Origin of the sequence: Microscilla marina ATCC 23134, from assembly GCF_000169175.1 — a bacterium.
GTDB lineage: Bacteria > Bacteroidota > Bacteroidia > Cytophagales > Microscillaceae > Microscilla > Microscilla marina.
Map to the genome: position 1 here is coordinate 22,913 of NZ_AAWS01000056.1, position 23,189 is coordinate 46,101.

The window sequence follows — 23,189 nt, forward strand, 5'->3', positions numbered from 1 at the left end:
AATCAAATATTACCTACAATGAAATCTCTATACGACAAAGTATCTTATAAGTGCAGTAAACTTGTGACCAACAACTATAGCACATCTTTCTCTTTGGGCATCAGTTTCTTATCACAAAAAATACGCAAATCTGTGTATGCTATTTATGGGTTTGTAAGGTTTGCCGATGAGATAGTAGATACCTTTCACGGCTATGATAAAAAAGACCTGCTTGACAGGTTTAAACAGGAAACCTATCAGGCTATAGACGAAAAAATAAGTTTGAATCCTATTTTGAACAGTTTTCAACAAACAGTCAATGAATTTAACATTGAGCGCGAATTGATTGACACGTTTTTGAAAAGTATGGAGATGGATTTAGTGGGTATTAACTACGACCAAGAAGGTTACGAAGAGTACATTTTAGGCTCAGCCGAAGTAGTAGGGTTGATGTGCCTGCGGGTGTTTTGCGAAGGTGATGCTGCCAAGTACGATTCACTCAAGTACGGCGCCATGCGTTTAGGGTCAGCCTTTCAGAAAATTAACTTTTTGCGCGACCTCAAGCAAGACTATAAAGAACTGGGACGCACTTACTTTCCAGGGGTTGATATCAGCGAGTTTGGCGAGATAAACAAGAAAGAAATAGAAGAAGATATAGAGAAGGACTTCAGAGATGGTTATGAGGGGATCAAGGGTTTACCCAAACACGCTCGCTTTGGCGTATACATGGCGTATGTGTATTATTATTCTTTGTTTAAGAAAATACAAAACACTCCTCCCCGCCAAATTATGAGTGCACGTATTCGCATTTCGAACCGCCGCAAATACATGCTCTTTTTTAGTTCTTATGTCAAACATAGTTTGAATATGATTTGAATAATTACGATTTAAACAATTACGAACCGACCAGAGGGAGCTCTACAAAGCTAATTACGAATTGGTTAATTACGAATTACGAATGGGCGCGAAGCGACGCTGAAACTGCGGGTTATCGGCTCCTAACTAATTCGCAAATATGATAATTAAAGGCTAAAAGTCCATCATAGCTCAAGAAAAAGCTAACGGCTCTCTACAAACAGTTAAAAAAAGGCTAAAAGCTAATAGCCCAATACAAACAGCCAAAAAAAAGCTAAAGGCTAAAAGCTCATCGTAGTTCAATAAAAAGCTAAGGGCCCAATACAAACAGTTAAACAAAAGCTAAAGGCTAAAGCTACACAAAGATCAAAAAGGCTAAAAGCTCATCATAGCTCAAGAAAAGGCTAACGGCTCAATACAAACAGTTAAACAAAAGCTAAAGGCTAAAGCTACACAGAGATCAAGAAGGCTAAAAGCTAACGGCTCAATACAAACAATGACATTAGACGAATTAAGACAATTATATCAACAAGCGGCTGACAACAGTAGTGTTTGTGATAAGCTGTATAAGATGCTGGACAATAAGGAGACTGAAGACTACCCTGTGCTATTGGGGTACAAGGGCGCAGTGCAGGCTATCAGAGCGAAGCATAGCTTTCTTCCACATATAAAACTCAGCCGGTTTATGGATGGGGCAGCTATCATAGACCGTGCAATTGTAAAAGACAGTGAGGGTATTGAACTTCGTTTTTTACGGTTTACCATACAAGTAAACAGTCCGGCTTTGCTGAATTATAAAAGGAACATATTGGAAGATAAGCAACTACTGACCAAAGGATTGCCCCTTATAGAAGATGACCCTGGCTTGACCAAAGCAGTAGCTACTGCTTTGCAAGAGTCGCAAGCTGCTACCGAAGAAGATAAGGCACTTGCCGAAAAATATTTATAATATTGATAACCAAGGAACTGTATGCAAGAAGAACAAGTCATTTTAGTAGATAAGCAAGACAATGAGCTAGGTACTATGAACAAGCTGGAAGCTCACCAAAAAGGATTGTTGCACCGGGCGTTTTCTGTGTTTGTGTTCAACGATCAAAACGAACTCATGCTTCAGCAACGTGCCCAACATAAATATCATTCGGGGGGACTCTGGACTAATACCTGTTGCAGCCACCCACGCCCCAACGAGGTGCTCGAGACGGGGATACACCGTCGATTGGTTGAGGAAATGGGCCTTGACTGTGACATTCATTATGCATTTAAGTTTTTGTACAAAGCCAAACTTGACCGTGGATTAACTGAGCACGAGCTTGACCATGTGTTTATAGGGCACTATAACGGCACGCCTAAATTAAACCCAGAAGAGGCCTGTGACTGGAAGTATATGAGTATAGAAGCCATTGAGCAAGAAATACAGACAGCGCCCGAAAAATATACCGAGTGGTTTAAGATTATCATGAAACAACACCGAAATAAGTTTTTAACCATCAAAGCATAGGCGTATGGCGAGAGCAGTTGTGATAGGTGCAGGTATAGCCGGCATAGCCACCAGTATACGCCTGGCTACTGCCGGGTATCAGGTAGAGGTATACGAAGCCAACGATTATCCTGGAGGCAAACTTACCCAGTTCGAACAAGACGGCTTTAGGTTCGACGCAGGACCATCTTTGTTTACCATGCCTTTTTTGGTAGACGAATTGTTCGAAGAGGCAGGCAAAAATCCCACACATTATTTTAATTATGAGCAGCTCCCGGTAGTTTGCAACTATTTTTATGAAGATGGCACCCGTCTTTCGGCGTATGCCCAACCCACCGCCTTTGCCCAAGAGGTAGAACAAAAGCTGGGCGTGCCCGCCAAAGTGCTGGAAAAACATTTGCACAACAGTGCCGAAATATTTGAGCATACACACCAGTTGTTTATGGAGCAATCGTTGCATCAGGCAAAAAACTTCCTGAATCTCGATGTAGTCAAGAGCATTGCCAATATGTATAAAATGCACATTTTCAGCACAATGCACGAGGTAAATCAGCGCAAACTCAAAAACCCTCACCTGGTACAGTTGTTTGACCGTTATGCTACTTATAATGGCTCAAGTCCTTACAAAGCACCTGGTATACTCAATATTATACCCCACCTAGAGCACAACATGGGAGCTTATTTGCCGCAAGGCGGTATGCATAGCATTACCCAAAGCGTGTATAAACTTGCCATAGAGCTAGGGGTACAGTTTAGGCTGGGCGCCAAAGTAGACAAAATCATGGTAGAAAATAAGGTGGCCAAAGGGGTGATGGTGCAGGGGAGAGAAGTGTTGGCCGATGTAGTAGTGAGCAATATGGATGTGGTGCCCACCTATAGGCATTTGCTCAAAAACGAGCCCGCTCCCGAAAAAGCGCTCAAGCAAGAGAGATCTAGCTCAGCCTTGATTTTTTACTGGGGCATGGGGGCTACTTTTCCCGAGTTAGATGTACACAATATTTTGTTTGCCCAAGACTACAAGGCAGAGTTTGAGCATTTGTTTGAGCTCAAAAAAATATACCCTGATCCTACAGTGTATATCAACATTACGTCGAAACGCGAAAAAAACGATGCCCCTGCCAATGCCGAAAATTGGTTTGTGATGGTAAATGTACCAGGCAACCAAGGGCAAGACTGGGATCAGTGGATTACCGAAACCCGACAAAGTGTGTTGGACAAAACCAGCCGGATATTGGGCAAAGACATTGGAGCGCTTATACAAACCGAGGCCATTTTAGACCCGCGCAGCATCGAGCAAAAAACGTCTTCGTTTCAGGGGTCGCTGTATGGCTCAAGTTCTAACAATCGTTACGCGGCATTTTTGCGTCACCCCAACTTTTCGCGTAAAATCAAGCATTTATATTTTTGTGGGGGCAGTGTACATCCAGGTGGAGGTATTCCGCTATGTTTGCTGTCTGCCAAAATAGTTTCAAACATTATCAAAGAAAAGCATGGAGCGTTGGTCACTACACAATAAAAAACAAAAGCAAGCCGCTTTTTTACTGGTAATAGTGCATTTGGCAGGGGCTATAGGGTTTCATTCGCCTTTTGCGGCATATTTTATTGCCCTTACCCCACTCAACCTGCTGTTGTCGGCTTTTGTATTGCTGAGCGCCCACCGCGACTATCAACCAAGTTTGTGGTGGTTTTGTGCCGTGTGCTTTGCTACCGGGTTCATTGTAGAACTCGTGGGAGTACAAACCGGGCTGCTGTTTGGCAACTATAGCTATGGAGCTACCCTGGGTTTTAAGATTTGGGGCACCCCTGTCATTATTGGCGTCAACTGGCTCATTTTGGTGTATAGTTCAGGGAGCGTTACTCATCAGCTTAAGCTACCTATAGCCGTCAAAAGTGCCTTGGCAGCTGCGATGATGGTAGGGCTTGATTATTTAATAGAACCTGTGGCTATGCGCTATGATTTTTGGGGCTGGCAAAACGACATGATTCCTTTGCAAAACTACGTGATGTGGTACATTGTTGCCTTTGCTTTGTTGATGCTTTTCCACCGATTAAAGTTTGATAAAAACAATCCACTGGCAGCGGTGTTATTGGCAGTACAATTTGCGTTCTTTGGGGCGCTGAATATTTTTTAAGCTTCAAGGTATAAGCTACAAGCCACAAGTCATAAAACCTGTACTTACTTCTTGTTGCTTGCTACTAAAAGCTTGTACCTTAAAACATAAAACTATCAAAACATGATCATTAATATACTCATCGTAATTGGTACTTTCTTAGTGATGGAATTTGTTGCCTGGTTTGCGCACAAATACCTCATGCACGGGTTGTTGTGGGTATTGCACAAAGACCACCACCAGAAAGAACCCGGCTTTTTTGAAAAAAATGATTCCTTCTTTCTCATCTTTGCCATTCCGAGTTGGCTCTGCATTATGTTTGGGATGATGAACGGCAACGACTTTCGGGTGTGGATTGGAGCCGGCATTGCCGTATACGGACTGGCTTATTTTATTGTGCATGATATTTTTATCCATCAAAGGTTCAAACTTTTGCGCAAAGCCAACCACCCTTATTTTAAAGCCGTAAGACGTGCCCACCGTGCCCACCACCGCCACCTAGATAAGGAAGAAGGCGAGTGTTTTGGTATGTTGTTGTTTCCGCTCAAATATTTGAAAGAGGCTAAACGAGAGAAGGCTTAATTAATTGAAGTTGCGAGGTATAAGCGACAAGCTTCAAGTGCCAGTTATATTCGCATCCTACTATACATTTTTCGGTTGTGGAGACACAACTCGAGGCGGACGCGCTGCTGGCAGTGTCTTCACTGCCAGCTTGAGCCAAAATGTATAGTAGGATGTTATATTCGTACCTGAAATATATAAATAGCCGGAATTTAAGCTTTTACAGTTTATATACTTCAACTTGGGTTAATTAGGAGAAACTATCGACTAAAACGCACCCACAACGTAAAGCTAAAAAGGAACTAAAAAACAGCGAAAACTACCGACTACCAACTACTGACTATTATTATGCATTACTTATACTTACTTATAAACCTGCTTTCTATCTTGGTGCCTTTTATCAAGAGCTTTGACCCGAGGGTAGACTTTTATAAAAAATGGAAATACCTCTTTCCAGCAATTGCCATTGTAGGCACCTTTTTTATAGTGTGGGACATTATTTTCACCTATTGGGGGGTGTGGGGCTTCAACGACCGCTACCTGTCGGGCATTCATATTGTTAACTTGCCTTTGGGCGAGTGGTTGTTTTTTGTGGTCATTCCTTATTGCTGTATTTTTGTGTACGAAGTGCTCAAATACTACATACCTCAAGATATTTTGGGCAAATACGCGCGCAGCATTACCATTGTCCTTATTGTTGGGTTGAGTCTGGTAGGTGTGTCTACAGCGTGGCGCTGGTATACTTCCCTTACCTTCTTGTTTACAGTCGCTTTTTTACTTTACCACCTATTGGTGCTCAAGGTCGATTATTTAGGGCGTTTTTACCTGGCAATGATGGTGTGGCTCATCCCCTTTTTTATTGTCAATGGCATTCTTACCGGGTCGTTTATAGATGAGCAGGTGGTGTGGTACAACAACGTCGAAAACCTTTCTATACGAATGTTTACCATTCCGGTAGAAGATACTTTTTATGGCATGTTGCTCATTTTGATGAATACCACTATTTATGAACATTTAAAACAACGTGACGAAGGATTTTAAGAGAATAAGTTTAGTTTATACTGTACTTTAGTGTATGTTGCCCTACACTATTTTTGTCTTGTGTATGAATAAGTCAATAAACATGAGCTGGCGAGTACTATTAGTTGTAGGATGGGTAGGTCTTATGGTGGGGTGTGCCCCAAAAACGTATACCTCGCTCGAAGAGGCAATGAAACACCCCGAAAAGGTAGAAAGCCTTACCCTGGCGTGGGAACGCTTACGGGTGTTTCCTGAGGAAATACTCCAGATGAAAAACTTGCAAAGGTTGAACCTCAAAAACAATCAATTGCGTAGCCTTCCGGCAGAAATAGCCACCTTACAAAAACTCGAACGAATAGATTTGTCTAATAATAAATTCAAAACATTGCCCACAGGGGTAGACAAACTGCCCAAGCTGGAAAGGCTACAGCTGATGCGCAATCCTATTCCTAAAGAACTGCGCGCTGCCATTCTGAAGAAACTGCCCAACACTGCCGTGAATTTCTAATATTTAGCCATTGGCAGGTTTTCTACTTGGTGCCCAGTGCTACATTACCCGCCACCAGGGTTGGTGCAAACTAAAAGCATGGGCTGCTTTGCGTGCTCCCGAAACATTCAGCAAATTTTTTTGTTTTTTAAACACATCAAAAAATAAAGTGTTTTTTACCCTAAAGGGTTGGTTGCCTCGCAAAGCGTGTTGGCTGACTAACCGTACAATCAAGGCCTTTTTATCTTCCGAGAAACGGGTATGGGTAATTTTTAAATGGTTAGGTTGGTTGCTCTGCACTAAGTAAAAACGTTGATTGATGTAGCGTTGCAAAGCTTTGGTGCCCTCACTGTTTACACGATGAAACACAGGCTTGAGCAAGCGATAGGTTTGGCTGATGTGGTCAGTCAGGTCGTCTAAAAACAGGCGGGTTTCTATGGTAACCCGTTGATTGTTACCAATAGTCATTTCGCTGACCGACACTTTGAGCGGATGCGTGAGTGTGGTGTTTAACCAACTACTCAGGGCAATAATGAATAAGAGTTTCATAGGATATAAAAATAAACCCCGTCAATACACTTGACGGGGCAGGGGTTTAAACAATGACTTATTCTACTACTGCCTTCAAATGATATACTTTATCGGCATATACTTTTACCAGGTAATTGCCAGCAGGCAAACGATGCTTTGCCAGTCTTACCCTTTTTTGTTTAAGCTGGTTCATTTTTAGCGCCAACTTACCACTGGCACTGTCAAACAGCTCTACTTTGCGAATAACCGCAGGTGCCTCTATCACAGTAGCGGCAGTCACAGGATTGGGGTAAATACGAGCAACAGCTGTTTTTTGTACTTGAGGACGGGTTTGCCGGGCATTGTTTTGACTAATGGTAAAATTGACCCGGCTGGCGATTTCTTTGTAACCATTGTTTTCAAAAAATGCGGCAAAATACTCTCCTTCGTTCGATACCTTAAAATCAAGCACCCCATCTGTGCCACTTACATACTTCCACTGGGTAGCATATTGGGTGCCTGGAGTATCTCCTTTTTTGTAAATGCCTACCCAATCTTTGGCATTGCCCAAACCATTGGCATAAGTAACCACTATGTTTTCGTCTGGGGCATAAGCCGCTTTATTCAAACGAATAGAAGCCACCGGATCGGTAGGGTCAGCGGCGCTCACCTCAAAGTATACCCGGTTCGACACCTCAGTGTAGCTATCATCGGTAAACATTACTATAAAATACCTGCCTGCCTGGATGGGCAATTGGTTAGGCGCCCCTTCGTTTCCTTCGGTTCCATCAATAGTAGTCGTACCCTGAGTAGCTCCATCAAAATACTTATAAGTAAACAACTCTTCTCTGCCAGGAACATCGCCCTCGCGGTAAATGCCCAGCCAGTCTTTTTCTATGCCCGGAGTATTGGCAAAAGTAATATTGATCGGTTCTTTGAGCTTATACTTGGTTTTGTCTAAGCTAATAGAAGTGATTTGAGTGCCCACCTGAAACTTTACCCGGTTGCCTATTTCAGTATAGTCATTATTGAGGTGATACGCTGCGTAATAATAGCCTTTGGGCAAATTGGCAAACCTAAGCGTGTTGGCATTGCCACTTACTCGCTGCCACTGAGTGTAAGCATCTTTGGCAGGGTCTACGCCTACCTTGTATATGCCTATCCAGTCTTGGCTGTTGGCTGGTGCCGAGGTATACGCAATGGCCACTTCTTCGCCTTGGGCATATTGGTCTTTTGCCGATGACAAAACAGGAATGGCGCCTACCCAAAAATAGACTCTACTGGCGATTTCTTTATAACCATTGTTTTCAAAGAATGCCACAAAATACTCCCCACTTTCGGCAAGGCTAAAATTCAATAGCCCCGTTCCACTGCTGTTTACATAAGACCATTTGGTAGAACCAACCAAGCCTGGTACTTGCCCTTTTTTATAAATGCCCACCCAGTCTTTGGCGTTGCCAGGGCCATAGCCATAGCTTACCTCCAGGTTTTCGTTGGTGTTAAAGCTCGTTTTGTTGAGCGACAATGTGGGGTCAGCATCTACACTACCGCTTACATCAAACTGCACCACATTTGACCAAGCGCTCCAGCGCAAGCTTTTGTCCCGGTGGCGTACCCTTATATAGTATTTGCCATTGCTCAATTGGTTCGAACGAATGTTAAGGTTAAAAATACCTGCCCCCAAACCTATGTCCTGGGTTTCGTCGCGTAGCCCATCTTTGCGCCCATAATAGTTTTCAAAATGACGAAACTCATCTATTCGAAGGCTGGAAAAACTACTACTTGCCGATACCTGAAACTGGGTAGAGTTATAGGCTTCGCCTGATGGACTGGCATAAGTACTGCTTTTAAATTCATGAGGCAAACTTACCGCACCCGATGGGGCATTGACAATGCTGGGTTTGTTAGGAGCCACCCCGTTTCTTTGCAGATGAAATTCATCGAGCAATACGTTGTTTTTGGTTTTGTCAAGACTCCCTATAGTATAAGACTGCACCTTCATTTTCCTGGTAACGTTGTCGATCTCTATGATCTGGTAAGCAAAGTTAGACCAGGAGCCTTGAGTTTCGGCGTGGTCGGTTTCGTTGCCCGAATCGCCCCAATACTGTGGCCAGGCAGTACCGCCAGATATAATGTGGTATCCAGGGTGGTCTTTGAACTGCCCCCTGGCATATAAGTGGTGGTGCCCGGCAATGTGCAATACAAACTTATCGGTTGTTTTGAGCGCAGGTAATACTTCTCTGGCATACCAGGGCGAGTAGTCGTTAGAGTATTGTTCTGCCTGATAAGGGCGGTGGGCAATGGTAAAAACCCAGTCTACATTGGCGTCGTTTTTAGCCGCGTTGATCACTGATTTTGCCCAATTGAGCTGAGTATTGCCTCTAAGCTCACTGTCGAGCACTACAAACAATACATTGGCCATTTGGTAGGCATAGTAACGCTCGGTGCCTGAGTTGATGCCTTGGTAAGTAAAATTATCGTTGAGGATAAAATGCTCATAATAAGCGTTGAGCCCCATTGACCCATACAACTCATGGTTGCCTACAGCTGTAATAAGGGGCAAGTTAGGCGTAATGTAGCTTTGCTTGGCAAAATGAATTTTTTCGTAATGATTGAGGGTTCCAACATCTACTTGATCTCCATCATTGATGATCAGGTTGATATGGTTGGCAATGGGAGTTCCATACAGTGCTTCGGCTTTCTTTTTGGCAGCTTGCACCAATTCGTTGAACTTATAATAGGGTCTGCCCTGGTAGTTGATCAACTGATGGTCGCCAAGGGCTATAAAACGCAACTTGCCATTGTTATTGCCATAAGCAGGGGGAGTTTTGAAGTAATGCACCGCCGACCGATCGCTAGAGCCGCTTTTTACCTGATAATAATAGCCGGTATTGGGCGAAAGCCCGGTAAGTTTTACATTGTGCCAGTGGTAAGGCGTTCTATACGTAATGTCTTTGGGCTTTAGGTTTACCGTAGTACCCGCTACTGTAGTATTGAGCGCTGCTGCCGATCTGCCATAGCTTACCGTAGGGTTGGTGCCATTGTCGGTTTTCCAACTTATCCATACTGAAGTAGGCTTAGCTGCTTGCAAATAGGGTTTTACCTGTTGGGCAACTGCCCCAGCACAAGCAAACAGTGCCAATAGCCATGCCACTGACAAATGTTGTAATCTTGTTTTCATGAAGTACTTTGTTATAGTTTAGTATATGTATTTGATGAGGACATTGAAAGGGGCGCAAGGTAGAGTTATAAGGTTAACCAGTCATTACTGATTAATTAAATAAAGGGCAAGTAAGTGGGTAAAATCAAGCTACCAGGTTAAGTTATTGGGTGCTTTTTTGGTCTTCGTGTAGCTTTTAGCCTTTTTGTTTTTTATTGCCTCGCCTGACTCGACCGTTTCTCGCCCCAAAAGTGTCAGTATTTACAGGTTTGCGTCAGCCAAGAGCAAAACAAAACCCCTTGTTCAGTATTGTACTGAATAAGGGGTTTCTCTTTTTTGTAAATATGATAGTGTATGATTGGTAGTCTAGAGCTTTTACATTCTTCTGGTGGTAAACCTTTTGAGTTGTTTTACTTGTACCTTAGTGTCTTTTTTTCGGTCAAACCCGTGGATTTTACCACTTAGGCCACAAAAACGACCACTTAGGCCATGTTTTTGGATGCTACCCGACGCGTTGATAATTTGCTACCCTGCTATTTAATTATTCAATAAACCAAACAGGAAATGCGTACACAGAAGCAACCACAACAAAACGAAGACCAAGGGGCAGTACAAGCCCCACAAAATGCGGTGCAACGCCAAAGCGATGTGGCTCATAAAAGCGCCCAAGGGCAACAACCCACCATACAAGCCAAGCAACGCCCCATTCAGCGCAAACAAGGCTACCAACCGCACCAGGCAAAGCACCAACCGATTCAGCGCAAAGCCCAAAACAACGACCTCAAAACCCAAATGAGCAACCAATATGGGGTAGATTTATCGGGCTTTAAAGAACACTCCAATTCATCGTTTCCGGGCTCAGTGAATGCCCTTGCCACCATCCAAGGCAAAGACATTCATTATGCCCCTGGGCAGTTTACCGAGCAAAACCGCAAACACGAACTGGGGCACGCCATAGACAACACCCTGAACGGCACGCCCAAAGGCGATAAAGTAGTAAATGGGCAAGTCGTAGATACTACCAGAGAGCAAGCGGCGGATAAGATTGCGGAAACGCCTTTGCAGAGGAAGAGTAACAATGTTGAACCAGTGGTTATGCTAAATTCTCCTCATGAAAACCAAGTAATACAGCGACTTAAAAAATCTAAGGTTTGCAAAGCTCATCCAGAATCATGGGGTGATATTCACACAGTATTTGGCAATGCCAAACAGGGAAGTCGCTATGAAGGGACTTTTACTGGCGGAGAAATCGGCATAAATACAGGCGGTAGTGCCGCTGATAGCAGTAATTGGAAACAGTTATACACTAAATTACAGCAGGAAACAGGAGTGAAATGGATAAGGGGACATCTAAAAAACGACAACTTGGGAGGAAAAGGAAATGAAAGCGAGAATATAACTCCACTACCAGAAAATATTAATAAGCAAATGAGTGCACAGTTTGAACAACCTGTAAAAAAACTAGTGGAAAGTTTGGAAGGAAGCCCTATAAAGCTAAAAATAAACGTAGAAACCCATGGATGGAGCAAGCAATTTGGGGTCAAAGAAATGCCTGGTAAACTAACCTGTACTGCTGAGCTGGTAGATGGAAGCGAGTCTGACCTAAATAAATATCAGCAGGGTGAGTGGAATAAAATCACAACCAAGAAAAGCTACAATTACAGCGATGCAGTTAAAACAATGCAAAGTAGCTCCAAAAAAACCAAAAAAAATAAGAAAGGGTTTCTTGCTGTTAAAGGAGCAGGAGGACCTAAAGAAGCAGCTAAGAAAAAAGCAAAAGCCAAGACACAAGTAAAAGCAGCAGCTAAGAAAGTAAAAGGTAAAAAATAATTTTCCCCCACTGGGGAAGTTTAGCATAGCGTAACTTGTGTCTTTTTATCGAGAAAGTTTCAAAACTCCGAGCTTGCCCCGAAGCAAGTTCGGGATGGCTCACTTTCATGTTTTTGCAAAAAACAAATAAGCCACCTTGAATTTACTACCCCTGTCTGGCGCGCATTTTAATGCGTGTCAATTTTCTACTAGCATTTTCAATGCGGGGCTTGAATATTAGCACTATACTGATCAAGGGGTTTTTCCGTTTCGGGCAGTGTCTCCACGCCCGATCGAAACTTTGTACTTTGCAAGCTTCAGAGAGGTTGTTCATTTTTTATAAGAAAGCCCTGCTAAAGTTATTAGATGCTATGGAGCTTTTCGTCTTTTTGTTCTTTGTGGGGGGGGTAGCCATTAGCTTTTAGCCTTTTTGTTCTTCGAGTAGCTTTAGCTGTTAGCCATTAGCCTTTCTGTTCTTCGAGTAGCTTTAGCCATTAGCTTTTAGCCTTTTTGTTCTTCGAGTAGCTTTAGCTGTTAGCCATTAGCCTTTTTGTTCTTCGAGTAGCTTTAGCCATTAGCTTTTAGCCTTTTTGTTCTTCGAGTAGTTTTTCTCGCTTTCGCAAATATGATAATCACCATCAAGCAAAAGCTAAAAGCCCCCTACAAACAGTTAAACAAAGGCTAAAGGCTAAAACTCAGTGTAGCTCAAGCAAAAGCTAAAAGCCCCCTACAAACAGCCAAACAAAAGCTAAAGGCTAAAAACAGCTCAAACAAAGGCTAAAAGCCCCCTACAAACAGTTAAACAATTACGAATTACGAGTTTTTCAATTACGAATGAGCGCGAAGCGAGGCTAAAGGCTAAAAGCTCCCTACAAACAGTCAAACAAAGGCTAAAGGCTAAAAACAAAACAGTCAAACAAAAGCTAAAGGCTAAAAGCCTCACACAAACAGCCAAACAAAAGCCAATCATCGCCAAAAAACATTACCTTCGCACCTATGTTTAATTTTTTTCAAAAAAAGACGCTTGTATCCGATGTGCGGGTGGGGCGTCATCTCGAAACTGCTGAAGAAAATACTGTTCAGGAGTTTTTTCAACGCCGCATGGAAAACCGTCTGAAGAAAGTGTTGGGGTATAATTGGGAGATCTATTTTCGCACCGACGAATGGTTATATTATGGCTATACCAAGGGCAATAAAAAACCTAAACAATTTGTAGAACAACTCTATAAAGTAAAGCGTACCCCACTGGAAAAAGATTTTCCGGGATTTGCAGCCGTTACTGGACAGCAAGTACGCAAAACTATTGGGCAAACGTTACAAAAAAAATTCCCTTTGGGCGAGTATACCACGCTTGTGCAAAACATGGATTGGAAGGCAAAGCTGGAGGAAGACACCATACAGGTAGATGTAACGTGGACTTATAGTACCGATGGTACCACCGAAACTTGTCGAACTTTTGAGATGTGTTTAGACAAAAACCATTTAACATTGGTAAGCCTCGACGAGGTATCACCATCAGCAGAGTAAGTGGATGAAATTGTATGGTAAAAGGGGAGGGCCAACTAAAGAAAATTCCGGACTTGATTTGGGGGATAGGATAAGCTCTTAAGCAAAAAACGAGATGGCAACACCATCTCGTTTTTTTTTCCTAACCACAAAGCTTATTAAATATCTTTGGTTACTATTTATTCAAACCAAATACCAAAAAATGCACTACTTAAAAAATAATTTGTAAATAGTTGATATACAGCGCTATAAATTTAAATATTTCGCGTTTCCCACCAATTATAAAAAAGTGGATTATTGATTTTTTTACGATATGTCGTGCCTTTTACGCTTTTTCGTACCTTCAACAAAAACCATTGCTTGGCTATGGTTTAATTGTGGGCAAATGGTTATACTTGTAGCAACAGAGGCAACCGAAAACCAATGGCTTTAACAGGTACAAACTGAAGCTGGCGGTTTGCTTCTGTCAAGGCTGTCGACTGTGAATCAATGCTGTTTTCCTTAAGGATTGAGCATTAAAAAAAACAGACGCGTGAGCCATCTGTGACAGGCTAAAGCTAAAAGCTTTGTTCAGGAACCGAATGTAGTGAGCTCAACGTAAGTTAAACAGCATTGGACTGTGAACCGTTGACGATTACCCAACCAAAAAAACAAACCTAATGGCTCATCAAATCATTGCCCTGTTGGTGGGCATCAACCAATACCCCGATGGAGTAAGTAACTTGAAAGGATGTGTGCAAGACGTACAAAATATACACGACCTGCTCACCACACAATACAAAGTGCCCGATGCCCACATTAGGTGCCTTACCGATGCCGACGCAAATCGTGCCGAGGTGATAAAAGCGTTTAGAACCCACCTAAGCCAAGCCAAAGCAGGCGATACCATATTTTTTCATTACAGTGGGCATGGTTCGCGTGAAAACGCCCCTCAAGAGTTTTGGCAATATGCCCCCAATCATAAAAACCAAACGCTGGTATTGGCTGATAGCAGGGCCGCTGGTGGGCTAGACCTGGCTAACAAAGAGCTGGCAGTATTGCTGCAAGAGCTTGCCCCAACCAAGGCAGACCTGGTACTGAGCATAGACGCTTGCCATTCGGGGGGGATTACGCGTGGTGAGGGCGATTTGCTCAGGCAAGCAAGTCGACAGGTAGAAAAAGAGGGCAATAATCGCAGCCTGGACAGTTACCTGGAGGGGCATTATAGCCAAATGTTGCACCGCACTGGGCAGCTAGAGATACCCATAGTGCCACATTTGGTAATGTCGGCGTGTACCGAGTATGAGTTAGCCCAGGAAACCCGCCACAGAACAGGGGCATTTAGTAGCGCATTGCTGGAGGCGTTGCAAGACCCTACTGCCAACTATGCCACAGTGTTTGACCTGGCGCGTATTTACCTGCGACAATGGGGCTTTAGCCAAACTCCGGGCACTACAGCCTATAAGGGTTTCAATACGATGCGGCAGTTTTTGACCCACCAACCTATAGAAAATGTACTCAAGCAAAATATTTATTTTCTCGATGGGCAATGGTGGATGAACCTGGGAGCTATTCAGGGCGTTGCCACCGATGTAGCCCAACCTACTACCCTGGATGTATACGCCGAAGATAACCCCGAAGAGGCATTGGGCAAGGGCATTATCACAGAAGTGCAACCCCAAAAAAGCGCGGTAGAGTGGCAAGACTTTGCTCCAGATGAGGCAAACCGATATGTGGGGCAAATCAGCCATATTGCAGTAGCTCCATTGGCCATAGGCATTGCTGGGCATGCGCCTACTCAAGAGCTGGTAGAAGCCACTTTGCGGGCAGGTAGATCGGGATTGGTGAGGTTGCACCAACGCCTGTCTAAAGCTTTGTATAGGTTAGAATGCTTGCCCAACCAAGCCCATTTATTCGACGGGCTCAGTGGTTTGAAAATACAGGGTATCAAGGGGTTGGGTGGTGCCGATCTCCGCTATATGGTAGACGTAATGAAAACTGTGGCACACTGGAAAAGGTGGCTTAAATTACAAAACCCTGCGCCAAAGTTAAGCCCTGATTTGGCAAAGTTGGTATTAAAAGAGCATCGACGCAGTGAAGAAGTAATGCATTTGTCTAACACCACTTTGTATAGCGCCAGGTTGGTACAGATAAGCCTGGAGGTACACAGTCAACTCAAGCAAACTATGTACTTTAGCCTGATAGGTTTGGCGCAGGATTTTGCCGTAGAGGTGTTGCATAACCTCTCTGCCGAAAACGCAGGAGATTTTAGTGTCAAAAATAAACACAGAGTAAATGTACGCATAGACCAAAACAAGTATGAAGCCTGGTATACCTACTTGCTCATTGTAAGTACCGACCAAATCACCGACTTTGTACTGACTCAAGCCGGGCTCAAACTGGGACACGATGTGGTACACAAAGGAGACAGCAAGGGGTTGGCTTCGCGAAGCAAGTTGACCCGAAACCCTCAAGTAAAAAACGACTGGTTTACCCAGCGAGTAAGCCTGAAGTTAGTTAAAGAATTGGTGGAACTTACCTCTCACCCAGCGCAAGCTTTTCAGCTGCCCGAAAGCATAGTAACCATCAAAGGACACAGCGCCTTGAGGGGTTGGCTGTGCCTTGAGTCGGCTTTTAGCCAAATAAGAAAAGAACCCATTGAAACCCTGCTCAATGCCTTGGGTCAATGCCACTGGCAACCCTTAGACTTGCTCACTACCGAGCAAAAGCTACACGTACTTACCTTGACCCAACTGCAAAATATAGAGGAAGTAACTTCAGAAAATCCGCTGGAACTGATGCTGGATTTAGTGCTTGCTCCCGAAGAAACGCTATTGGCAATGGCGTTTTATGGTGAAGAAATACACACCTTGGGCGAGGCAAATGCATCAGAGGGGAGCCTTACTACTTTGGCTTTGCGCCAATTGGTTACTCATCCCAAAGACGCTGCCATTTGTCAGATTTGTTTGGTAAAGGGGAGGAGAGAGGAGCTGAAAACCCTAAGAGGTGCAAGCTTTTAGCGATAAGCTTCAAGTTTGCACCCTGTGTTATAGGAGTTTTACAAAAATTATAATAGGCTTTTTGAAGCTGTACACTTTTTTATATTAACTAATGCTTGATTTTTAAGACAGTCTTATAGGATAAAAATCACTGCTAATCTGCTGGATTTTGGAATAAAAACGGAGTTTCGTATACTCCAACAGCCATTCCTTTTGCTTCAGGTCAAAAGGAACCAAACCGAAGCCCCTTTGGGGCGAGCTCTGCCTACGGCTAAACCCCGCAGCTGTATTTTGTGGTTGCTAAAATTTGTTCCATTACGCCGAACCGCAGCCCGTAAGGGCAAACTCTGCCTTTTCGGCTAAACAGCTCAAACATTCCCTCGTTCCTCGGTCAGTGATCTGTTTAGCTTACGCAGAGCTCGGCGCAGCAAAGCTGCAGCCTCGGTTTTACGGCTTCATTTCTCAAACCGATAGCTACAGCTTCGCTGTGCTGAGCTCACCGAAGGTAATTTCTTAACGCCCACAAAATAAGGCTGAGTCCAGCTAACGCACTCATAAAACAACGCTGTATTTTTTCTGAATTAACCAAAAATATCCACTGCGAAAGGTCAGTTATTTAGAGCTTGTTTACGGCTAATTTTAAACAAGCTCTAAAGGCCAATTAAAGATTCAAGTCAGCCTTGATAGCTTCAATTTTAGCCTTTAGTTGGGTGTGTACTTCGTCAAAAGCCTCTCGACTCTCAAGCGTAGCCTTTACCCCAAAGTAAAACTTGATTTTGGGTTCGGTGCCCGATGGACGAGCCGATACCTTGGAACCATCTGCCGTAAAAAACTGCAATACATTAGACACTGGCAGGTCTATAGGACGAGTAGCTCCAGTTTGCAGGTTGGTTTCGGTGCGGCTTTGGTAATCTTTGAGCGTTATTACTTCGCTGCCCGCCAATGATTTAGGTGGGTTTAGACGAAACTCTTCCATCATTTGTTTGATGGCATCAGCACCCGCTTTTCCTTCTTTTTTGATAGACACTAAATCTTCGAGATAGAAACCATGCTCAAGGTAAATGTCAATCAGTTGATCAAATAAGGTTTTGCCCTGGTCTTTAGCCACGGCGGTCATTTCGGCAAGAAAAGCACACGAAGCCACTGCGTCTTTATCACGCACAAAATCGCCAATCATGTAGCCGTAGCTTTCTTCGCCCCCTCCAATAAATTTGCGTTTGCCTTCGAGCGCTCGAATAATGCTGGCAATGTGCTTAAAACCTGTCAGGGTATTGAAACAATCTACTCCATAACTAGCCGACATCGTGTCTATCAGTTCGGTAGTTACTATAGTTTTTACTATATAGTGTTTGTCCTCTAGTTGGTGGGTATTTTTGAGTGCATCTAGCAGGTAATGTACCAACAAAGCACCTGTTTGATTGCCGTTGATGAGCTGCCACTCGTTGTGGTGATTTTTAAGGGCAATGCCTACCCGGTCGGTGTCGGGATCGGTAGCCATTACCAGGTCAGCGTCCAGCTCTTTGGCTTTGGCAAGTGCCAGGGTCAAGGCTTCGGCTTCTTCGGGGTTGGGGTATACTACCGTCGGGAAGTTGCCATCGGGTGTAGCCTGGGCTTCGAGCACGTGTACATTGGTAAAACCCATTTTTTCTAAAATCTGGGGCACCAATACCACACCTGTACCGTGAATAGGCGTGTATACAATTTTTATATCTGACTGTTTTTTAATGGCTTCGGGCGAAATAGACAGCGCTTTGATTTTGTCTAAATACACTTCGTCTATATCTTTGCCAATGACGTGAATTTTGCGATCGTCTTTGGTAAACTTTATATCGTCTACTTGAATTTTTTGTACCTCAGCAATCACATTTTTGTCGTGGGGTGCTACCAATTGGGCTCCATCCGTCCAGTAGGCTTTGTAGCCGTTGTACTCTTTGGGGTTGTGCGAAGCGGTAAGCACAACTCCACTTTTGCAACCCAAATGACGTATAGCAAAAGAAAGTTCTGGAGTAGGGCGAAGTTGGTCGAAGAAATAAACTTCTATGCCATTGGCTGAAAATACGTGGGCGGTGATTTGAGCAAAGTAATCGCTTTGGTTGCGGCTGTCGTGTGCAATGGCCACCTTGATGGTTTCGTTAGGAAAACACTGTAGTAAGTAGTTGGCAAGACCTTGGGTAGCCATGCCTATGGTGTATTTATTGATTCGGTTAGAACCAACCCCCATAATGCCACGTAAACCACCTGTACCAAACTCAAGGTCTTTGTAAAAAGCATCGACCAGGGTGGTAGTGTCGTTTTGTTCTTTGAGGTCTTTGAGGATGTTTTTGGTGGTTTCGTCGTAATTGCCCAATAGCCATTGTTCTACTTTGGCTTCTATTTCTACAGGTAGATTTGACATATATCTTTTTTGTTGATTAATTGCTTGATTAAAGTAGGTGTAAATCTACACAAAAAGCCGGTTTTTTTAAATGGTTTTATGGTTTTATGGCTCGCCAAGCGACACTAAAAGACTAGGGGCTTTAAATTTTTGAAGTAATAATTGGTTGAAAAATAAGCAGTTTATGGGTTTGTTGGTGACCAATAGAACAGGTGCTAACTTAAAGCACCGATATGCATCAGCATCTAAGGATTTGTAGCTTAAAGCTTGCCTTATTGGGGCCGTGGGCCATCAACTAATTTGTATTAAATTTAACTATTATAATAATAAAAATGAAAACATTTGTATACGCGTTACTAATGCTTGCCTGGGTTGGTTTTGCAGCTGGAGTGCAGGCTCAAGACGAGGGCGAACGCACTATTTTTGACAAAGACGGAGAAGCAAGGGCTTACCTGGCAAAAGACAACGCCATTTATTTGTTTACGGGCGAGTCGGTTGCTTATATGACCAATTCGCGCCAAAGCGGATTTAAGAGTATATTTGGTATGAACGGTGAGCACATGGGTTGGTTTGTGGATGGTATATTTTTTAACCACCAACAAAAGGTAGTCGGCTTTTTCGACCAAGCACCCAATGTAAGTGTACAGGCATCGCTGATTATTCCAGAGAAGTATCCTAAGCAAAGGGGCTTTCGCCGAATGACCAGACCTGAGCCCTTGCGTATTGTCAACAAACCTTTTGGTATTTATCGATGGGCTTCGCTGGAAGCTTTTTTGAGGAGTGGAATGAGGTATTAGTTTTTGTTTGGCTGTTTTTAGCCTTTTCTTGAGCTACGATTAGTTTAGCCTTTAGCTTTTGTTTGAGCTGTTTGTAGGGGGCTTTTAGCCTTTTCTTGAGCTACACTGAGTTTTAGCCTTTAGCTTTAGTTTAACTGTTTGTAGGGGGCTTTTAGCTTTTTCTTGAGCTACGATTAGTTTAGCCTTTAGCTTTTGTTTGAGCTGTTTGTAGGGGGCCTTTAGCCTTTTCTTGAGCTATGATGAGCTTTTAGCCTTTGTTTGGCTGTTTGTAGGGGGCTTTTAGCCTTTTTTTGAGCTACGCTGAGCCGTTAGCCTTTGTTTGACTGTTTGTAGGGAGCTTTTAGCCTTTAGCCTCGCTTCGCGCTTATTCGTAATTGAAAAACTCGTAATTCGTAATTGTTTAACTGTTTGTAGGGAGCTTTTAGCCTTTAGCCTCGCTTCGCGCTTATTCGTAATTGAAAAACTCGTAATTCGTAATTGTTTAACTGTTTGTAGGGAGCTTTTAGCCTTTAGCCTCGCTTCGCGCTTATTCGTAATTGAAAAACTCGTAATTCGTAATTGTTTAACTGTTTGTAGGGAGCTTTTAGCTTTTGCTTGATGGTGATTATCATATTTGCGAAAGCGAGAAAAACTACTCGAAGACCAGAAAGGCTAAAAGCTAATGGCTAAAGCTACTCGAAGAACAAAAAGGCTAACAGCTAATGGCTAACCCCCCCACAAAGAACAGAAAGGCTAAAAGCTCCACAAAGAACAGAAAAGCCAAAGGCTACCCACTACTAAACTATTATAAAATATGGACAAATTTATGGAAGCTGCCATTGCGCAAGCAGAAAAGAGTTACAATGAAGGAGGGATTCCCATTGGATCGGTACTTATGCGCAATGGAGAGATAATAGCCCAAGGGCATAACAAAAGAGTACAAGAAGCCAACCCTATACTCCACGGCGAAATGGATTGTTTGCTCAATGCCGGACGCATAGGCTCTTACAAAGATACTGTGATTTATTCTACCCTCATGCCTTGTTATATGTGCGCAGGTACGATTGTGCAGTTCAATATAAAAAAAGTAGTGGTAGGTGAGTCGCGCACTTTTACCGGAGCCCGCAAATTTATGGAGTCGCACGGGGTAGAGGTGGTAGATTTGAATTTGCAAAAGTGTGTAGACATGATGACCAGGTTTATTGATGAAAAACCCACCCTTTGGAACGAAGATATTGGGGAGCTTTGATCGGTGATGAACCGCGTAGCAATTAAATGGCAGGATGGTGCAGAATGACAACCTCCTGTCGTTTGGCGATCATTTAGGAACGTGATCGCCCCGTAAACGGGATTTCGGGCATAGCCCTCAACAATAACCCCGATAAGAAATCGGGACTTTGAAGCTGTCCGGTTTAGAACATATTAGCTTCGCAGAGCTTGAACTTCGTTCTGCGGTTCTCTTTCCTGACTTTCGTTACCCCGGCAGTTCCGTCGGGACTTATACCTTTGTATTAAATAAAAAAAGTACAATATAACGTTAACAATAAAAGCCTAAATAACAGGTAGTCAACAGATCAATAAACTCTTTTTCTATAAAGGGGACTAAGTACTATCATACGATAGATACAGACTCGTAGATATATGCTACCTGTTTTTCTACTCCGAAATAGAATTAAGTATCTAAGGCATAAATGCGTTTTATAGCCCGCGTTCTAATAAGTAACATTGAGTAAGATAGGCTTCAATAAATGGTATGGTTCCCCCGATAAATCGGGAATTTCAACTTAAATGGTGGATAAATGAAAAAACACTCATACATTCAAATGGGTCTGGGCATGGACATAGCAAAATCGGATTTTAGTGCTTGTATCATGGTTTTTGAGGGTAAAAAGAAATACAAGGTTTTAGCCAGTTCCAAGTTCTCTAATACCCCCTCTGGCTTTGAGAAATATTGGAGCTGGAGTCAAAAACACTTGGGCAAGCATGACTGTGAAGATATAGAATACTTAATGGAGGCTACTGGGGTTTATCATGAAAATTTGGCGTGGTTTCTCTATGACAAATCTGTAAAGGTTGTTGTCGCCTTGCCTAGCCAGGCAAAGGACTTTATGAAGGGCGAAGGGATTCGGAGTAAAACTGATAAAATAGATGCTCAAGGGTTAGCTAAAATGGTTCTAGTCAAAGACTTAAGGGCCTGGCAACCAATATCTTCCTCTATGCAGGCATTACGTTCTCTTACCCGTCACCACGAAACTATACAAAAAGACCTTACTCAAAGTCGGAATCGCTTACATGCGCTTGATTATAGTCATAACCCTGATAAGTTTGTTGCCAAACAACTCAAAGCTCAGATTAAGTTCCTCGAGAAACAACGAGATCAAACACATGATCAAATAGAAGCTACAGTCAAAGAAGATGAAAAGCTGCATGAAAAAATAAAACATTTAACCAGTATTCATGGGGTTGGCTTGCTTACCGCAGCAGTAGTTGTCGCCGAAACTAATGGTTTTGAGCTATTTACAAGTGAAAAGCAGCTTACCAGTTATGCCGGGTACGATATTGTGGAAAACGAATCGGGCACCCGCAAAGGAAAAACAAAGATTTCAAAACAGGGAAATGCTCACATAAGGCGTATTTTATGTATGCCAGCATTTAACGCTATAAATGTTGAGGGTGTTTTTCTGAATTTGTACAACCGGGTTTTTGAGAGAACTAAAGAGAAAATGAAAGGCTACACTGCAGTACAACGGAAGCTCTTGTGTATGATGTACACATTATGGAAAAAAGATGAGGACTTTGATTACAGCATTAATAACAAAACTGTAGAAGAGCAAAATGCCCTCCTACACTAGGTAACTGCTAAAGCAGCTCCTTTTGGGTTAATGCAAATATAACCAGTTGTTGGTATATATTCAAAATCTTAAAATATTTATATTAAATTATTTGTTTTTTAAGATAGTATCTATGAGCTTTTATTGTCCGTAGCGCTGCTACGCCCGCAAAAAGTGCCTCAGTCAGCCTTGAGTTTATGACCTCAATCTCGACACTTATTTTGAACATGTTCCTTAGTACTTATGAGTACCTTCCTGTTTGCCGGTTTTACTATAATACATCCAAGTGCCTACTTTTATTCCATTGTCATAATAGCCTACCCAACGAATGACCCCACTGAAATAGAACACTACCTGGGTGCCATGCCTTTGGTTATTTTTAAACTCGACCATTTCTTTTACCCGACCGTTTTCAAAGTAACTGATCCAGGGACCATTTTTTTTGGCGTTTTGGTCGATCGTATATTTCACTTTTACCTTACCGCTCTCAAAATAATCGGTAATAGGACCTGCTACTTTGCCTCCAATCATTTTAGCTGTGCGCCTGAGTTGCCCATTTTTGTAATAAAATTTTTCCAGCTTTTGGGCTTGCGCCGAAAACGTCGTGTTTACTACAAGTATACAACAACAGAGTAGGAGAGGGGCGCTTTTTTTCATGAGCTTGTCTTTTTATTGAATAAAGAAAGGTGCATAAAACAAACCCTCACATCAATTTTTCTGATGGGAGGGTTTGAGTTATATAATGAAAAATAATG

At 42.9% G+C, this 23,189-nt stretch carries 18 protein-coding genes; 14 read left to right on the forward strand and 4 right to left on the reverse strand.

From position 1 onward, the window contains the following. Positions 1-18: 18 nt before the first annotated feature. From M23134_RS31525 to M23134_RS31560, 8 genes are all read left to right on the forward strand, one after another. On the forward strand, positions 19-855 hold the full coding sequence (locus M23134_RS31525; RefSeq protein ID WP_002703628.1) for a phytoene/squalene synthase family protein: 837 nt from the start codon (positions 19-21) through the stop codon (positions 853-855). 475 nt (positions 856-1,330) lie between these two features. Then, positions 1,331-1,783, forward strand: a complete 453-nt coding sequence (locus tag M23134_RS31530; RefSeq protein WP_002703629.1) for a hypothetical protein — start codon at positions 1,331-1,333, stop codon at positions 1,781-1,783. Positions 1,784-1,804: 21 nt separating this feature from the next. After that, positions 1,805-2,332 carry an isopentenyl-diphosphate Delta-isomerase gene (idi, locus tag M23134_RS31535; protein WP_002703630.1) on the forward strand — a complete coding sequence of 176 codons (528 nt, stop codon included), beginning with the start codon at positions 1,805-1,807 and terminating at the stop codon, positions 2,330-2,332. A gap of 4 nt (positions 2,333-2,336) precedes the next feature. Next, positions 2,337-3,827: a 1-hydroxycarotenoid 3,4-desaturase CrtD gene (gene crtD / locus M23134_RS31540; protein WP_002703631.1), complete on the forward strand. Its 1,491-nt coding sequence runs from the start codon at positions 2,337-2,339 to the stop codon at positions 3,825-3,827. Beyond that, complete coding sequence (locus M23134_RS31545) at positions 3,802-4,443, forward strand: carotenoid biosynthesis protein (RefSeq protein ID WP_002703632.1); 642 nt, start codon at positions 3,802-3,804, stop codon at positions 4,441-4,443. Before crtD ends, M23134_RS31545 begins: the two co-directional genes overlap by 26 nt. Positions 4,444-4,545: 102 nt before the next feature. Then, on the forward strand, positions 4,546-5,004 hold the full coding sequence (locus M23134_RS31550; RefSeq protein ID WP_002703633.1) for a sterol desaturase family protein: 459 nt from the start codon (positions 4,546-4,548) through the stop codon (positions 5,002-5,004). 327 nt (positions 5,005-5,331) lie between these two features. Further along, positions 5,332-6,024, forward strand: coding sequence for a lycopene cyclase domain-containing protein (locus M23134_RS31555; protein WP_002703634.1), 693 nt, complete (start codon positions 5,332-5,334; stop codon positions 6,022-6,024). A gap of 64 nt (positions 6,025-6,088) precedes the next feature. Then, on the forward strand, positions 6,089-6,511 hold the full coding sequence (locus M23134_RS31560; protein WP_157558748.1) for a leucine-rich repeat domain-containing protein: 423 nt from the start codon (positions 6,089-6,091) through the stop codon (positions 6,509-6,511). A gap of 39 nt (positions 6,512-6,550) precedes the next feature. Here M23134_RS31560 and M23134_RS31565 read toward each other — a convergent pair whose 3' ends face one another. Then, positions 6,551-7,039: a DUF6702 family protein gene (locus M23134_RS31565; protein WP_002703636.1), complete on the reverse strand. Its 489-nt coding sequence runs from the start codon at positions 7,037-7,039 to the stop codon at positions 6,551-6,553. Positions 7,040-7,097: 58 nt separating this feature from the next. Continuing rightward, positions 7,098-10,181: a fibronectin type III domain-containing protein gene (locus M23134_RS31570; RefSeq protein WP_002703638.1), complete on the reverse strand. Its 3,084-nt coding sequence runs from the start codon at positions 10,179-10,181 to the stop codon at positions 7,098-7,100. A 543-nt stretch (positions 10,182-10,724) separates the two neighbouring features. Here M23134_RS31570 and M23134_RS39215 point away from each other — a divergent pair. From M23134_RS39215 to M23134_RS31585, 3 genes are all read left to right on the forward strand, one after another. Next, positions 10,725-11,990: a DNA/RNA non-specific endonuclease gene (locus tag M23134_RS39215; RefSeq protein ID WP_002703640.1), complete on the forward strand. Its 1,266-nt coding sequence runs from the start codon at positions 10,725-10,727 to the stop codon at positions 11,988-11,990. Between the two features lie 975 nt (positions 11,991-12,965). Next, positions 12,966-13,496: a hypothetical protein gene (locus tag M23134_RS31580; protein WP_002703642.1), complete on the forward strand. Its 531-nt coding sequence runs from the start codon at positions 12,966-12,968 to the stop codon at positions 13,494-13,496. A 638-nt stretch (positions 13,497-14,134) separates the two neighbouring features. Beyond that, positions 14,135-16,474, forward strand: a complete 2,340-nt coding sequence (locus M23134_RS31585) for a caspase family protein (RefSeq protein WP_002703643.1) — start codon at positions 14,135-14,137, stop codon at positions 16,472-16,474. Positions 16,475-17,114: 640 nt separating this feature from the next. Here M23134_RS31585 and M23134_RS31590 read toward each other — a convergent pair. Beyond that, positions 17,115-18,848: a phospho-sugar mutase gene (locus M23134_RS31590; protein WP_002703645.1), complete on the reverse strand. Its 1,734-nt coding sequence runs from the start codon at positions 18,846-18,848 to the stop codon at positions 17,115-17,117. Positions 18,849-19,159: 311 nt separating this feature from the next. On the opposite strand from M23134_RS31590, the gene M23134_RS39220 reads away from it, so the two are divergent. The 3 genes from M23134_RS39220 (at position 19,160) to M23134_RS31605 (ending at position 22,455) form a co-directional block, all read left to right on the forward strand. Next, a complete protein-coding gene (locus tag M23134_RS39220; RefSeq protein ID WP_157558749.1) occupies positions 19,160-19,624 on the forward strand; it encodes a 4-fold beta flower protein in 465 nt (154 codons plus the stop codon). A gap of 793 nt (positions 19,625-20,417) precedes the next feature. After that, complete coding sequence (locus tag M23134_RS31600; protein ID WP_002703651.1) at positions 20,418-20,852, forward strand: nucleoside deaminase; 435 nt, start codon at positions 20,418-20,420, stop codon at positions 20,850-20,852. Between the two features lie 550 nt (positions 20,853-21,402). After that, on the forward strand, positions 21,403-22,455 hold the full coding sequence (locus tag M23134_RS31605; protein WP_002703653.1) for an IS110 family RNA-guided transposase: 1,053 nt from the start codon (positions 21,403-21,405) through the stop codon (positions 22,453-22,455). Positions 22,456-22,668: 213 nt separating this feature from the next. On the opposite strand, the gene M23134_RS39225 is transcribed toward M23134_RS31605, so the two are convergent. Continuing rightward, complete coding sequence (locus M23134_RS39225; protein WP_002703654.1) at positions 22,669-23,091, reverse strand: toxin-antitoxin system YwqK family antitoxin; 423 nt, start codon at positions 23,089-23,091, stop codon at positions 22,669-22,671. Between the last annotated feature and the right edge of the window lie 98 nt (positions 23,092-23,189).